10 protein-coding genes are annotated in these 13,811 nt (G+C 62.9%); 3 read left to right on the top strand and 7 right to left on the bottom strand.

The features are described from left to right. The first annotated feature begins 18 nt into the window (after positions 1–18). From PR018_RS24080 to PR018_RS24090, 3 genes are read left to right on the top strand one after another with little or no spacing between them, the layout of a single operon-like run. A complete protein-coding gene (locus PR018_RS24080; RefSeq protein ID WP_142831319.1) occupies positions 19–1,806 on the top strand; it encodes a gamma-glutamyltransferase family protein in 1,788 nt (595 codons plus the stop codon). A 1-nt stretch (position 1,807) separates the two neighbouring features. Beyond that, on the top strand, positions 1,808–2,566 hold the full coding sequence (locus tag PR018_RS24085; protein ID WP_142831320.1) for a DUF1028 domain-containing protein: 759 nt from the start codon (positions 1,808–1,810) through the stop codon (positions 2,564–2,566). A gap of 35 nt (positions 2,567–2,601) precedes the next feature. After that, positions 2,602–4,452 carry an ABC transporter ATP-binding protein gene (locus tag PR018_RS24090; protein ID WP_142831321.1) on the top strand — a complete coding sequence of 617 codons (1,851 nt, stop codon included), beginning with the start codon at positions 2,602–2,604 and terminating at the stop codon, positions 4,450–4,452. 45 nt (positions 4,453–4,497) lie between these two features. Here PR018_RS24090 and PR018_RS24095 read toward each other — a convergent pair whose 3' ends face one another. The 7 genes from PR018_RS24095 to kdpA all read right to left on the bottom strand — a co-directional run bounded on the left by PR018_RS24095 (position 4,498) and on the right by kdpA (position 13,788). Then, complete coding sequence (locus PR018_RS24095; RefSeq protein ID WP_142831322.1) at positions 4,498–5,559, bottom strand: aldo/keto reductase; 1,062 nt, start codon at positions 5,557–5,559, stop codon at positions 4,498–4,500. A gap of 176 nt (positions 5,560–5,735) precedes the next feature. Further along, the gene (locus PR018_RS24100) at positions 5,736–6,428 is read right to left on the bottom strand and encodes a response regulator transcription factor (RefSeq protein ID WP_142831323.1); all 693 of its coding nucleotides are present in this window, start codon (positions 6,426–6,428) and stop codon (positions 5,736–5,738) included. Next, positions 6,425–9,136: a sensor histidine kinase gene (locus PR018_RS24105; protein WP_142831324.1), complete on the bottom strand. Its 2,712-nt coding sequence runs from the start codon at positions 9,134–9,136 to the stop codon at positions 6,425–6,427. Before PR018_RS24105 ends, PR018_RS24100 begins: the two co-directional genes overlap by 4 nt. A 50-nt stretch (positions 9,137–9,186) precedes the next feature. Further along, positions 9,187–9,753, bottom strand: a complete 567-nt coding sequence (kdpC, locus tag PR018_RS24110; RefSeq protein WP_142831325.1) for a potassium-transporting ATPase subunit KdpC — start codon at positions 9,751–9,753, stop codon at positions 9,187–9,189. 55 nt (positions 9,754–9,808) lie between these two features. After that, a complete protein-coding gene (gene kdpB / locus PR018_RS24115; protein WP_142831326.1) occupies positions 9,809–11,875 on the bottom strand; it encodes a potassium-transporting ATPase subunit KdpB in 2,067 nt (688 codons plus the stop codon). A 43-nt stretch (positions 11,876–11,918) separates the two neighbouring features. After that, on the bottom strand, positions 11,919–12,074 hold the full coding sequence (locus tag PR018_RS24120; RefSeq protein ID WP_162854780.1) for a hypothetical protein: 156 nt from the start codon (positions 12,072–12,074) through the stop codon (positions 11,919–11,921). A gap of 10 nt (positions 12,075–12,084) precedes the next feature. Continuing rightward, on the bottom strand, positions 12,085–13,788 hold the full coding sequence (gene kdpA / locus PR018_RS24125) for a potassium-transporting ATPase subunit KdpA (RefSeq protein ID WP_142831327.1): 1,704 nt from the start codon (positions 13,786–13,788) through the stop codon (positions 12,085–12,087). Positions 13,789–13,811: the final 23 nt, after the last annotated feature.

A 13,811-nucleotide genomic window follows, 5' to 3' on the forward strand; every position in this document is an offset into this window, starting at 1 on the left:
CTCTCAAAGGACTTTGCCATGAACGCTTTTACCACGCGCCCCGAGATCCTCGGCACCTTCGGTGTTGTCACATCCACCCACTGGATCGCCTCGGCGGTCGGTATGAGCATCCTGGAAAAGGGAGGCAATGCATTCGACGCCGCTGTTGCTACCGGTTTCGTCCTGCAGATCATAGAACCGCATCTGTGCGGTCCAGGCGGCGATCTGCCGGCGCTGATCTATTCGAAGAAGAAGGGCAAGGTGGAGGTGATCTGCGCCCAGGGTCCCGCCCCGGCCGGCGCCACCATCGAGCACTACACGAGTGAAGGCCTGACGCTCATTCCCGGCGATGGGCTGCTATCGACCGTCATTCCGGGCGCCTTCGACGGCTGGATGCTAATGCTGCGCGACTATGGCACGATGACCGTCCGCGATGTTCTTGAGCCGGCTATTTATTACGCCGAAAATGGCCATCCAGTCCTTCCCCGGGTTTCGGCAACCATCAAGGGCCTTTCCCAATTCTTCGAAACGGAGTGGCCTACATCCCATGCCCACTGGCTTCCCGGCGGTTCTCATCCGGAGCCACATTCGAATTTTCGACAGCCGGCACTGGCCGAAACATGGCGCCGGGTTATCGCCGAGGCGGAAAGCAAGCGCGGCCGCGAGGCGCAGGTCGATGCTGCCCGAGACGCATTCTACAAAGGGTTCATTGCCGAGGCGATCGATGGCTACGTGCGCAACAATGCGGTGATGGACGCGAGCGGAACAAGGCACAAGGGCGTACTGACCGGCGAAGACATGGCCGGCTGGTCGGCGACCGTCGAGGCGCCGCAGACGTTCGACTATCATGGCTGGACGGTGGCAAAGACCGACACCTGGGGTCAGGGACCCGTCTTCCTGCAGGCGCTGTCGCTGTTGAAAGGCTTCGATATCGCCGCGATGGACCCGGCGGGCGCCGATTTCGTCCACACCGTCACCGAGGCGATGAAGCTCGCCTTTGCCGACCGCGAGGTCTACTACGGCGATCCCGATTTCTGCGACGTACCGCTCGACCACCTCCTGTCGGAAGCCTATGCTGCGGAACGTCGCAAGCTGATCGCACCCGAAGCCTCGATCGACCTGCGCCCCGGCAAGCTTGTGGGTTTCGAGGCCCAGTGGGACGCGACGATGGCCATGCTGGATAACTCGGCTGCCAAGTCGGGCGCCGTCTACGAGCCGACCATGTCGCATCTGACCGAAAAGCGCGGCGACACCGTGCATATCGACGTGATCGACCGCGAGGGCAACATGGTGTCCGTGACACCCTCGGGCGGCTGGCTGCAATCGTCTCCGACCATTCCGGGCCTCGGCTTCTGCCTCAATTCCCGGGCCCAGATGTTCTGGCTGAAGCCTGGGCTGCCCTCGTCGCTTGCACCCGGCAAGCGGCCGAGGACCACCCTGACGCCGTCGATAGCACTCCACGAGGGCCGCCCGGCTCTGTCTTTCGGAACGCCCGGTGGCGACCAGCAAGACCAGTGGCAGCTGGTGTTCTTCCTGCACTACGTCCACCACAAGATGAACCTGCAGCAGGCGATCGACACGCCGCTGTTCCACACGACCCATTTTCCGAGCTCGTTCTATCCCCGCACCCGCGAGCCAGGCGGTTTGACGGTGGAGGCGAATTTCGGGTCGGAGGTGCTGGAAGCCCTGCGCGCCAAGGGTCACCGGTTGACGGTTGCGGACGAGTGGACCGTTGGCCGGCTGACTGCGGCCGGACGCGACGCCTGCGGCTTGCTCCGGGCAGCGGCCACACCGCGGCTAATGCAAGCCTATGCAGTGGGGCGTTGATATGACCTGGTCCATCGTTACCCGCGATCCCGAAACCGGCCACCTCGCCATCGCCGTCGCCACGCGTTTTTTCGCGGTCGGCAGCATCGTGCCTCATATACGCGGGGGTGTCGGCGCCATCGCGACGCAGGCTTTCTCGAGCCCGCTCTATGGAACGGACGGCCTGATCATGTTGGCCGAGGGCAAGACGCCGCAGCAGACCATTGCTGCACTCACAAATCGCGACGACGGCCACGAGCAGCGTCAATTGCACCTGATCGACGGCAAGGGCCGCAACGCAGCCTTTACCGGGGGAAAATGCATCGATTGGGCCGGCCATCTCGTCGACGAGAACGTTTCCGTTGCCGGCAACATGCTGTCCGGCCCGCAGGTGATCGCCAAAACGCTCGAGACATTCAAGAAGACGTCCGGAGCGCCGTTGGCCGAACGGCTGCTGGAAGCGATGCAGGCCGGCGAAGACGCCGGCGGCGACAAGCGCGGGCAGCAATCTGCAGCGCTCGTGATTTACCGCGACCAGGACTATGCCTGGCTCAACATCCGCGTCGACGACCACGCCGAACCGCTCGCCGAACTGCGGCGTCTCTACGCCGTGGCAAAGGAGCGCTACCTGCCCGTCGCCGAAACCGCGCCAACCCGGGAGAACCCGAGCGGCATGATCGACCGCAGCGCAATCGATGCGGAAATTGCGCGGATGGAGGCCGAGCGCAAGGCCGCCGGGCTATCGTCGGCCTCCTTTGCCACCTCGCCGAAATCCGTTTGAAACTCGGCCGCCCATAGCAGATATCGAGGTACTCCATGACCGATACAGCCGCTGAGAAGACCATGACCGGTGCAGTGCCGGTGCTGTCAGTCTCCCATCTGACGACCTCTTTTCGCGTCGATGGCCAGTGGCGTTCGGTCGTCCGCGACATCTCCTTCGATGTCATGCCCGGTGAAACCGTGGCGATTGTCGGGGAAAGCGGGTCGGGCAAGAGTGTGACCTCGCTGTCGATCATGCGCCTGCTTGCTGCCAACAGCAGCCGGATCGAGGGCAGCATCCTGCTTGGAGGCCGCGATATCCTTTCACTGTCCGACAAGGAAATGAGAGGCGTTCGCGGCAAGGACGTCGCGATGATCTTCCAGGAGCCGATGACCTCGCTCAATCCGATCTTCACCATCGGCCGCCAGATCTCGGAAGCACTCACCTGCCACGGCGATATTTCGAAGGCCGAGGCAAAGGCAGAGACCATTCGCCTCCTTGAGAAGGTGCGCATTCCCAACGCCGCCTCGCGCTTCAATGAGTATCCGCACCAGTTCTCTGGTGGCATGCGCCAGCGGGTGATGATTGCCATGGCGCTGGCCTCGAGGCCGAAGCTGTTGATCGCCGACGAGCCGACCACCGCGCTCGACGTAACGATCCAGGGGCAGATCCTAGACCTCATCAAGATCCTGCAGGAGGAGGAAGGCATGTCCGTCCTCTTCATCACCCACGACATGGGCGTCGTCGCCGAAATTTCCGACCGCACCATCGTCATGTATCGCGGCGAAGCGGTCGAGAGCGGCGCGACCGACGATATCTTCCATCGCGGCAAGCATCCCTATACCCGGGCTCTCCTCTCCGCCGTCCCCCGCCTCGGTTCGATGACGGACAAGGCCTGGCCGCTGCGTTTCCCCGTCGTCGATGCGGCAACCGGTGTCCTCCAGCAACCGGGCGAGGTGGCAGACACCGTCGATCGCCGCCAGACGCCGATCCTCGACGTCAAGAACCTCACCACCCGCTTCGATATCCATGGCGGCCTGCTGGGGCGAAAGACCGGCGCCATCCATGCGGTGGAAAACGTCTCGTTCGATCTTTTTCAGGGCGAAACGCTGTCGCTTGTCGGCGAAAGCGGTTGCGGCAAGTCGACCACCGGGCGCTCCATCATGCGTCTCATAGAGCCCGATGGCGGAGAGGTGCATCTCGACGGCTACGACGTGATGAAGCTGGATTCACTGGCCCTTCGCCAGATGCGTCGCAGCATCCAGATGATCTTCCAGGACCCGTTCGCCAGCCTCAATCCCCGCCTGACCATCGGCTTTACCGTCGCCGAGCCCGTGATCGAGCACGGCCTCGCGACCCGCACCCAGGCGCGCGACAAGGCGGCCGACCTGCTGGAACGTGTCGGCCTGAAGGCCGACATGATGAGCCGCTACCCGCACGAGTTTTCCGGCGGCCAGCGTCAGCGCATCTGCATCGCCCGTGCCCTGGCGCTCGATCCGAAGGTCATCGTCGCCGACGAGAGCGTCTCGGCGCTCGATGTCTCCATCAAGGCGCAGGTCTGCAATCTGCTGATGGACCTGCAGCAGAGCCTGCACCTCGCCTTCCTGTTCATCTCCCACGACATGGCGGTTGTCGAGCGCGTCAGTCACCGTGTCGCCGTGATGTATCTGGGTGAGATCGTCGAGATCGGACCGCGCGCGGCGGTGTTCGAAAACCCGCAGCATCCCTATACGAAGAAACTCATCGCGGCGGTTCCAGTCCCCGATCCCTCGCGCCGGGGCATCAAGCGGGATATGTCGACGGATGAGCTCAGAAGCCCGATCCGTGCCATCGGCTATGAGCCGCCTGTACGCAGCTACCGCGAAGTATCTGCCGGTCACCTCGTGCGGCTCGACGAGCCCGCCTGACCGGCAGTTTGCGCAGACCCTATCCGGGCTCTGATGTCGTGATCATCATGCGTCCTGCAGATAGGGCGCGATCAGGCTGAGGTCGGCTTCGCTCAGGCGATCGGTGGCGGTGTTTTTCTGGTGCCAGTAGGGGTATTGCAGCCAGGCTTGGCTGACCTTGTCGAGCCCTGCCCGCTCCTCGTCGGTAAGCTTGAGTTCGGCAGCAGCAAGGTTGTCCCTGAACTGCGCTTCCGTGCGGCCGCCGATGATGACGGAGGTCACGCCCTTGCGGCCGATCAACCAGGCAAGAGCCACTTGGGCGGCAGACACGCCACGGCTGTCGCCGATTTCAACCAGCGCGTCGACGATCTTCCAGAGGCGGTCTTCGTCGCGGATCGGCGGTTCGGTCCAGCCGGCAAACTGGCGCGTACCTTCGGGAGCTGCCTGATTGCGGCGATGCTTGCCTGACAGAAGACCGCCGGAAATCGGGCTCCAGATCAGGATACCGAGACCCTGGTCGATGCTGATCGGGATGAGTTCGTTTTCAGCGTCGCGGCTTTCCAGCGTGTAGTGGATCTGCTGGCTGACAAAGCGCTGGTAACGATCACGCTCGGCAACGCCAAGCGCCTTCATGATGTGCCAGCCGGAAAAATTGGAGCAGCCGATATAGCGGACCTTGCCCTGACGCACGAGCGTATCCAGCGCCTCCATGGTTTCCTCGACCGGCGTCGTCCCGTCCCATTCGTGGACTTGATAGAGGTCTATGACGTCGGTCTTCATGCGCTTGAGGCTGGCTTCGCAACCGGCGATCAGGTGCTGGCGGGAGAGGCCGCTGCTGTTCGGGCCTTCGCCCATCGGGAAGCGCACCTTGGTGGCGACCAGCACATCGTTCTTGCGGGGCCCACCGATGATCTCGCCGAGAATTTCCTCGCAGACACCTTGCGAATAGGCGTCGGCCGTGTCGATTAGGTTGACGCCGGCATCGACGCAGATATCGACGAGGCGCCGCGCCTCGTTGACGCCGAGATCACCGACGGTCTTCGCCCAGCCGACACCGCCGAAGGTCATGGTGCCCATCGTGATCGTCGAGACTTTCAGGCCCGAACGGCCGAGTTGCCGATATTCCATTTCTCTCTCCCATTTTCGCACCGGCTCCAATCGCCGGTCAATTCCGCCCCGACTGAACCAATGATAAGACCGACAGTTGCATCCTTATCAAATGACACATGCGACGTTATGTACAGTATAGGGCCAGCTGCTGGTGAAGTTGCCTGCGTTATTACAGATGTCAGACGTGCAATGCGTCAGTCGGGTGCCCGCAGCCGGTAGCCGACGCCCGTTTCCGTGGTGATATAAACCGGCTGGTCGGGCGATGCCTCGATCTTCTGCCTGAGTTGACGGACATAGACGCGCAGATACTGCACGTCGGCGGCAGGTCCCCAGACCTGTTTCAGGACGAACTGATGCGTCAGCACCTTGCCGGCATGTTGCGCCATGACGCGGAGGATGTCGTACTCCTTTGGCGACAATTTGACCTCGACGCCATCCACCCGGACGATCCGCTTGACGAGATCGACGGATAGTCCTCCGGTCTGGAAAATGGCCTTCTCACCCTGTTGCTGCAGCCGGTGTCTCAAGGCGACGCGTATGCGGGCGGCAAGTTCGTTGACGCCGAAGGGCTTGGTCACATAGTCGTCAGCGCCGATTTCCAGCGCTTGGACGATGCCGCCCTCGTCCGTCCGGCTGGAGAGAATGACGACAGGGATGATCACCCCCTCGTCGCGCCATTGCTGCAGCATTTCGTGACCGGGTTTGTCCGGCAGTCCGAGATCGAGGATGATGAGGTCAGGCGGCTCGTTCTTGACAAGCCGGGCCGCCGAGAGGGCATCGGCAGCCTCGATGACATCGTAGCCCTGCGCCGTCAGCCCGACGCGCAGGAGCCGACGGATCGGTGGTTCATCGTCGACGATGAGGATCTTGATCGCTGCGCCTGTCATCTGAGATCTTCCATTGGGTGAGCGTCGATTGCGCGCGGCAGGCGAATGGTGAAGGCGGCGCCTGCCCGGTCGATACGGTTTGCTGCCGTGACGGTGCCACCCATCGCCTCGACGAAGCCGCGGCAGATCGACAATCCGAGGCCTGTCCCGGCGCGCACCTGGTCTCCCTTGCGGACGCGGTAGAACGTGTCGAACACGCGTTCGAGGTCATCGCCCGGAATGCCCGGTCCCTCGTCGGCCACCTCGACGAAGACGTTGTAGGGATTGGCCCAGCTGCGGATACTGATGGTCGACCCCTCCGGGGCATATTTTGCGGCGTTGTCGAGGAGGTTGAAGAACACCTGCTCGAGAAGCACCGGATCGACGCGCACCATCGGCAGGTCTGCGGCAATTTGCAGCTGCGTCTGGTGGTGGGCGAGGATTTTGGCGCTCCGCCGAAGCGCGCTGCCGGCGATATCCTCTATGAAGTACAGCGCACTGTTCGGCTCCATCGCGCCCGACCCGATGCGCGTCATGTCGAGAAGGTTGGCAATGAAGCGGTTCAGCCGTTCGGATTCGTCAACGATGGTCGACAGTAGGTCGGCGCGGTCCTCGGCAGTCATCGAATCCAGATAGTCGCGCAACGTCCCGGCAGCACCGAGGATGGCCGCCAGCGGCGTCTTCAGATCATGGGAAATGGAGGTCAGCAATGCCGATCGCAACCGATCCGCTTCGACGGCAAGCTTGGCGCGGTCGACGTCGCCGACGAGCTGAATGCGCTCGATGGCGAGTGCGGCCTGATCCGCCAGCGCGTCCAGCAGGCGCTGCTGCTCCGGCGTCAGCAGCGGGCCGTCGCGCCGATCGCTGTCGAGGCCGATCACGCCGACGGCCGAGCGGCCGGTGCGCAGCGGAACATAGAGGCGCTTGGCGCCTGGCAGCGTATCGGCGCCGCGACCGGCGGCGTGGTTATGATCCCAGGCCCAGCGCGCAGCCGCGATGTCGGCGTCGTCCAGCGTGTCGTCCGGCGGATAGCCCGCCTTGACGGCAATCGTGCCGTCTTCCGGCAACAGCAGCACGACGCGAACCTTGAGCATGGAGGCCAGCTGGAAGGCCGTTGCCCACAGAACGTCGTCCAGCGTGCCGGTGCCGGCGAGCTTCTTCGAAAACAGATACAGGTCTTCAGTGGTCCGGGCGCGATGGCGGGCGGCAGCGGCTTGCCGTTGCACCGTTGCCGTCAGGTTGCTGGCGATGATCGCCACGCCGAAAAAAAAGAACAGCGCCAGCACGCTTTCGGGATCGCTGATCGTGAAGGTGTAGCGCGGCGGCAGAAAGAAGAAATTGAAGGCCAGCGAACCGAGCACCGATGAATAGAGCGCTGGCCGCAGCCCGTGCATGACAGCCGAGGTCAGCACCGCCATCAGGAAGACGAGTGCCAGGTTGCGGACATCGAGGAACTGGTCGAGGAGTGCGCCGACCATCAGCGCGATGACGACATAACCGGTGGCAAGGAGATAGGCTTTCAAGTCGAACGACGGAACGGCTGTGGCGCTGGCGACACCCCGTCCTGCCACCGGCGCATCCTTGTCGTTGCCGGAAATGACGTGGACGCTGATATCGCCGGCGCGCCGGATCAGCGCGTCCGATGCCGACCCCAAGAAGGTGTCCCGCCAGCGCCGCTTGCGCGGTGCGCTGGTGACGATATGGGTGACGTTCTGGCTGGCGGCGTGCTGCAGCAGTTCCTCGGCGACGTCCCGCCCCGGAATGGTGATCGCCTCGCCGCCCAGCTGTTCGGCAAGCCTCAGGGTGGCCGCGATCGTGTCGCGCTCCGTCTCCGAGAGATTGATCGAACGGTTTGTCTCCACATAGACCGCCGACCACCGCGCCCGAAGGCGCGATGCCATCCGCGCCCCGTAGCGCACCAGCGATGCCGAGCGCGGATCTTCATCGACGGAGACGAGAATACGCTCGCCGGCGGCCCAGGGCCCGGCAATCGCATTGGCCTGCATGTGCGTCAAAAGCTGGTCGTCGACGCGCTGGGCAGTGCGGCGCAAGGCCAGTTCACGCAGGGCCGTGAGGTTGCCCGGCGTAAAATAGTTCGTCAGCGCCCGCTCCGCCGTCTTGGCGACATAGACCTTGCCGTCGTGCAGGCGCTTGATGAGATCGTCCGGCGTCAAGTCGATGATCTCGACGTCGTCGGCCATGTCGATGATCGAGTCCGGAACTGTCTCGCGAACCCGGATTCGGGTGATCTGCGATACGACGTCGTTGAGGCTTTCGACGTGCTGGATGTTCAGGGTCGTGTAGACGTTGATCCCGCGGTCGAGCAGCTCCTTGACATCGAGGTAGCGTTTCGGGTGGCGGCTGCCCTCCGCGTTGGTGTGGGCCAGCTCGTCGACCAGCACCCAGTCCGGTCGCCGGGCGAGGATAGCGTCGAGATCCATCTCCTCGAGCAGCTGCCCCTTGTAGGGCAGCTTGACGCGCGGGACGATCTCGAAGCCGGAAAGCAGGGCCTGCGTTTCCGTGCGCCCATGGGTCTCGACGACGCCGATGACGACGTCGAAACCGTCGGCGATCTTGGCTCGCCCGGAGACAAGCATCTCGTAGGTCTTGCCGACCCCCGGAGCAGCACCCAGAAAGATCTTCAGGCGACCGCGTGTTTCCGCCCGGGCCTTCTCCAACAGGGCGTCGGGTGAAGGTCTCAGCAATTGATCGCGGTCGCCTGCAGACATGACGTCGTTCTTTCGCAATTGGCCCATGCCCGGGGGCGGGCCAAGGCCTGTTAGGTGGCCATGGCGTCAAGAGCCTGGTTGAGAGCCAGAACGTTGACCGTGGCCTCGCCCAGAATGCCGAGTTCGCGGCCCTGGACGACAGTGTCAATCAACGTCTTTACCTTGGCTTCGTCCAAGTTGCGAGCCTTGGCAATCCGGGGTACCTGAAAGTATGCCGCCTCCGGAGAAATGGCCGGATCGAGGCCGCTGCCGGAAGCGGTCACGAGATCGGCGGGCACCTCTGCATTCGGATTAGTAGCCTTGGCGGCCTCATAGTCGGCCTTCACGCGGTCGATCAGCTTCTTCGAGGTCGGGCCGAGGTTGGAGCCCCCGGAACTGGCAGCATTATAGCCATCGCCGGCAGCAGACGGACGTCCGTGGAAATATCGGTCGCTGGCAAACGCCTGTCCGATCAGCCTGGAGCCGATGACCTTGCCGTCCTTGACGACAAGACTGCCGGCGGCCTGTGTCGGAAACAGCGCCTGGGCGGCGCCGGTCATTGCCAGCGGATAAAGAAGGCCGGTGAGAGCCGTGGTCACGACGATCATCACAATGGCGGGGCGGAGCTGGTTCAGCATTTATGAGTACTCCCTGGTTGGGGTGAAAGCGAGAATGCGGCGGTGGCGACGCGGGTTATGCAAGGCCAAGCGCCGTGACGATCATGTCGATTGCCTTGATGCCGATGAAAGGCACGATGACGCCGCCGAGACCGTAGATGAGCAGATTGCGGCTGAGCAGCGCGCCGGCACCGATAGGCCGGTATTTGACACCCTTCAGCGACAGCGGGATCAGGGCGATGATGATCAATGCGTTGAAGATGATCGCTGACAGGATAGCACTCTGCGTCGAGGCCAGCCCCATGATGTTGAGCGCCTTCAGCTGCGGGTAGAAGGCGATGAACATGGCCGGGATGATCGCAAAATACTTGGCGATGTCGTTGGCGATCGAGAAGGTGGTGAGCGCGCCGCGGGTCATGAGCAACTGCTTGCCGATCTCGACGATCTCGATCAACTTGGTCGGATCGCTGTCAAGATCGACCATGTTGCCCGCTTCTCGTGCCGCAACCGTGCCGGTGTTCATAGCCACGCCGACATCGGCCTGGGCCAGCGCCGGGGCGTCGTTGGTGCCGTCGCCGCACATGGCGACGAGCTTGCCCTTGGCCTGTTCCTCGCGCATCAGCGCCAGCTTCATTTCAGGCGTCGCCTGGGCGAGGAAGTCGTCGACACCGGCTTCGGCAGCGATGGCCGCTGCGGTCATCGGATTGTCGCCCGTGATCATCACGGTGCGGATGCCCATGCGGCGCAGTTCGGCAAAGCGTTCGCGGATGCCGCCCTTGACAATGTCCTTGAGCTGGATGACGCCGAGCAGGCGCCCGTCGCGGGCAACGGCCAGCGGTGTCGCACCCGATTTTGCGATCTCGTCGGCAATAGCCTGCAACTCGCGCACGACGTCATGATCGGCACTGCCGGAAGACGCACCGGCGCCGGTGACATAGGCAAGCACGGAGTCGACGGCACCCTTGCGGATCGACGATCCATCGACATCGACGCCGCTCATGCGGGTCTGCGCCGTGAATGGCACGAAGGTGGCCGACAGCGCCGTCATGTCGCGGCCACGGATCGCGTACTTCTCCTTGGCGAGCACGACGATCGAGCGGCCTTCCGGCGTTTCATCGGCAAGCGAGGCCAGCTGCGCAGCGTCGGCAAGATCCTGCTCGGTAACACCCCGCACAGGCCTGAAGGATGTTGCCTGGCGATTGCCGAGCGTGATCGTGCCGGTCTTGTCGAGCAGCAGCGTATCGACGTCACCGGCAGCTTCCACGGCGCGGCCCGACATGGCGAGCACGTTGAAGCGGACCAGACGGTCCATGCCGGCAATGCCGATGGCCGACAGTAGCGCGCCGATGGTGGTCGGGATGAGCGTGACGAACAGCGCGACCAGGATGATGATCGGGATCGAGCCGCCGGCGTAGGAGGCAAAGCTCGGGATCGTGGCGGTAGCGAGAACGAAGATCAGCGTCATCCCGGCGAGCAGGATGTTGAGGGCGATCTCGTTCGGGGTCTTTTGACGTTCGGCGCCTTCCACCAGGGCGATCATGCGGTCGATGAAGGTCGAGCCGGCAGCCGCGGTGATGCGGACCCGGATCTGGTCGGATAGCACCTGCGTGCCGCCGGTCACAGCCGAACGGTCGCCGCCGGACTCGCGGATGACAGGGGCGGATTCGCCGGTGATTGCCGCCTCGTTGACGGAGGCAACGCCTTCGATCACTTCGCCGTCCGACGGGATGATGTCACCGGCCTCGACCAGCACGACATCGCCGACCTTGAGGCTCGTGCCAGACACCATGGTGAAGGCATCCCGGCTTCCCGACTGCAGCAGCTTGGCCTGGGTTTCCGTGCGCGATTTGCGCAGCGAGGCCGCCTGCGCCTTGCCGCGCCCTTCGGCAACAGCTTCGGCGAAATTGGCAAACAGGACCGTGAACCAGAGCCAAATATTGACCTGCAGCGAAAAGCCGAGATTGCTTCCGCCGGTGGCCAGATCACGGATGAACAGCACCGTCGTCAGCAGGGAAACTGTCGCAACGACAAACATGACCGGGTTCTTGGAAAGCGTACGCGGGTTAAGCTTTGCGAATGCACCGCCGATGGCGGGTATGAGAATGCGACTATCGAGGATACTCGCAGATTTTGCCTGGCTCATTGAGAGACTCCAGCGAAAGAGGAAGCGTGATCGGATGGGCCGGTCAGCCGTGAAGGATTTTGAAAGCGGCAAGCACGACCAGCAGGATGGCCATCATCATCAGGATGACGTCCGAGGCGCGGGTCGTGGCTGCCGGCCCTCGTGCCGGCGAACCGGCGCGAGGGCGTGTACGTTTGCGCAGCATGTGTCGCAGGATCATCTGGAAGACCTCAGAATGTCTGTCCGGCGATCATCATCAGATGCTCGACCACCGGTCCGAGCGCCAGCGCCGGGAAGAAGGTCAGGCCACCGACGATGACGATCGTGCCGACAAGTAGGCCGACGAACAGCGGACCATCGGTCGGGAATGTCCCGGCGGACGACGGGACCCGCTTCTTGGTGACCAGCGATCCGGCAATCGCCAGAGCCGGGATGATCACCAGGAAGCGACCCATCAGCATCGAGATGCCAAGCGTGATGTTGTACCAGGGCGTATTGCCCGAGAGGCCGCCGAAGGCAGAACCGTTATTGGCAGCCGTCGAGGTGTAGGCATAGAGGATCTCCGAGAAGCCATGCGGCCCGGCCGTGCCGATGGAGGCAACGGCGCTCGGAAGCACGGAGGCAATCGCCGTGAAGATCAGCATCGCGGTCGGCAGGCAAAGAATGGCAAGGATCGCCATCTTCATTTCCTTGGCCTCGATCTTCTTGCCGAGATATTCCGGCGTGCGGCCGACCATCAGGCCGGCAACAAAGATGGCGATGATCACGAACAGCACGATGCCGTAGAAGCCTGCGCCGACGCCGCCGACGATGACTTCGCCGAGCTGCATGTTAATCAGCGGAATAAGGCCTCCGAGCGCCGTGAAGCTACCATGCATGGCGTTGACCGCGCCGCATGAGGCCGCCGTGGTGATGACGGCGAAGAGCGAGGAAAGCACCACGCCGAAGCGCACTTCCTTGCCTTCCATGTTGCCGCCCTGCAGACCGAAGGCATGCATCAAGGGATTACCGGCAGCCTCGGCCCAGTAGGTGACACCGACACCGACGACAAACAGGATGCCCATCGTTGCGAGGATTGCCCAGCCCTGCCGCTGATTGCCGACCATCCGGCCGAAGACATTGGTGAGGGCCGCGCCGATGGCAAAGATCGACACCATCTGGATGAGATTGGAAATCGCATCCGGATTTTCGAACGGGTGGGCTGAGTTGGCATTGAAGAAGCCGCCACCATTAGTGCCGAGCATCTTGATCGCCAGCTGCGAGGCGACCGGGCCGACAGCGATGGTCTGCTGCGCGCCTTCGAGCGTCGTTGCCGTGACATAGGCGCCCAGCGTCTGCGGCACGCCGAGATAGACGAAGACCAGCGTCATGACGATGCAGATCGGCAGCAGGATGTAGAATGTGGCGCGGGTCATATCGACCCAGAAATTGCCGATCGCCTTACCGGAGGCGCGCGAAAAGCCCCTGATGAGGCCCATCGCGATGGCCATGCCGGTCGCTGCCGACAGGAAGTTCTGGACCGTGGAGCCTGCCATCTGTGTCAGGTACGACATTGTGCTTTCGCCGCCGTAGTTCTGCCAGTTGGTGTTGGTGACAAAGCTCACGGCGTTGTTGAACGACAGGTCTGTCGGCACGGTAGCCATGCCGGCGGGATTGTAGGGGAGCACCGCCTGGAAGCGTTGCAGTGCATAGAGCACGACGACGCCGAGAAGATTGAACATCAGCAATGAGAACGCATAGGAGGTCCAGTGCTGCTCCTCGCGCTCGCTGGTGCCAGCAAGTCGGTAAAGGCCGCGCTCGACAGGGCCGAGAACGATCGAGAGGTAAGTGCGCTCGCCCGCAAACACGCGGGTCATGTAACCGCCGAGCGGTTTGACGAGCACTATGACGATCCCGCAAAAAAGCAGGATCTGAAGCCATCCGTTGAGGGTCATGGGGTTATCTTTCAGGTCCCGGC

It is taken from the genome of Rhizobium rhododendri (genome assembly GCF_007000325.2).
GTDB classification, from domain to species: domain Bacteria; phylum Pseudomonadota; class Alphaproteobacteria; order Rhizobiales; family Rhizobiaceae; genus Rhizobium; species Rhizobium rhododendri.

Coding starts and splice junctions, on each gene's coding strand:
- PR018_RS24080 (WP_142831319.1), top strand. CDS start 19: ATGAACGCTTTTACCACGCGCCCCGAGATCCTCGGCACCTTCGGTGTT.
- PR018_RS24085 (WP_142831320.1), top strand. CDS start 1,808: ATGACCTGGTCCATCGTTACCCGCGATCCCGAAACCGGCCACCTCGCC.
- PR018_RS24090 (WP_142831321.1), top strand. CDS start 2,602: ATGACCGATACAGCCGCTGAGAAGACCATGACCGGTGCAGTGCCGGTG.
- PR018_RS24095 (WP_142831322.1), bottom strand. CDS start 5,559: ATGGAATATCGGCAACTCGGCCGTTCGGGCCTGAAAGTCTCGACGATC.
- PR018_RS24100 (WP_142831323.1), bottom strand. CDS start 6,428: ATGACAGGCGCAGCGATCAAGATCCTCATCGTCGACGATGAACCACCG.
- PR018_RS24105 (WP_142831324.1), bottom strand. CDS start 9,136: ATGTCTGCAGGCGACCGCGATCAATTGCTGAGACCTTCACCCGACGCC.
- kdpC (WP_142831325.1), bottom strand. CDS start 9,753: ATGCTGAACCAGCTCCGCCCCGCCATTGTGATGATCGTCGTGACCACG.
- kdpB (WP_142831326.1), bottom strand. CDS start 11,875: ATGAGCCAGGCAAAATCTGCGAGTATCCTCGATAGTCGCATTCTCATA.
- PR018_RS24120 (WP_162854780.1), bottom strand. CDS start 12,074: ATGATCCTGCGACACATGCTGCGCAAACGTACACGCCCTCGCGCCGGT.
- kdpA (WP_142831327.1), bottom strand. CDS start 13,788: ATGACCCTCAACGGATGGCTTCAGATCCTGCTTTTTTGCGGGATCGTC.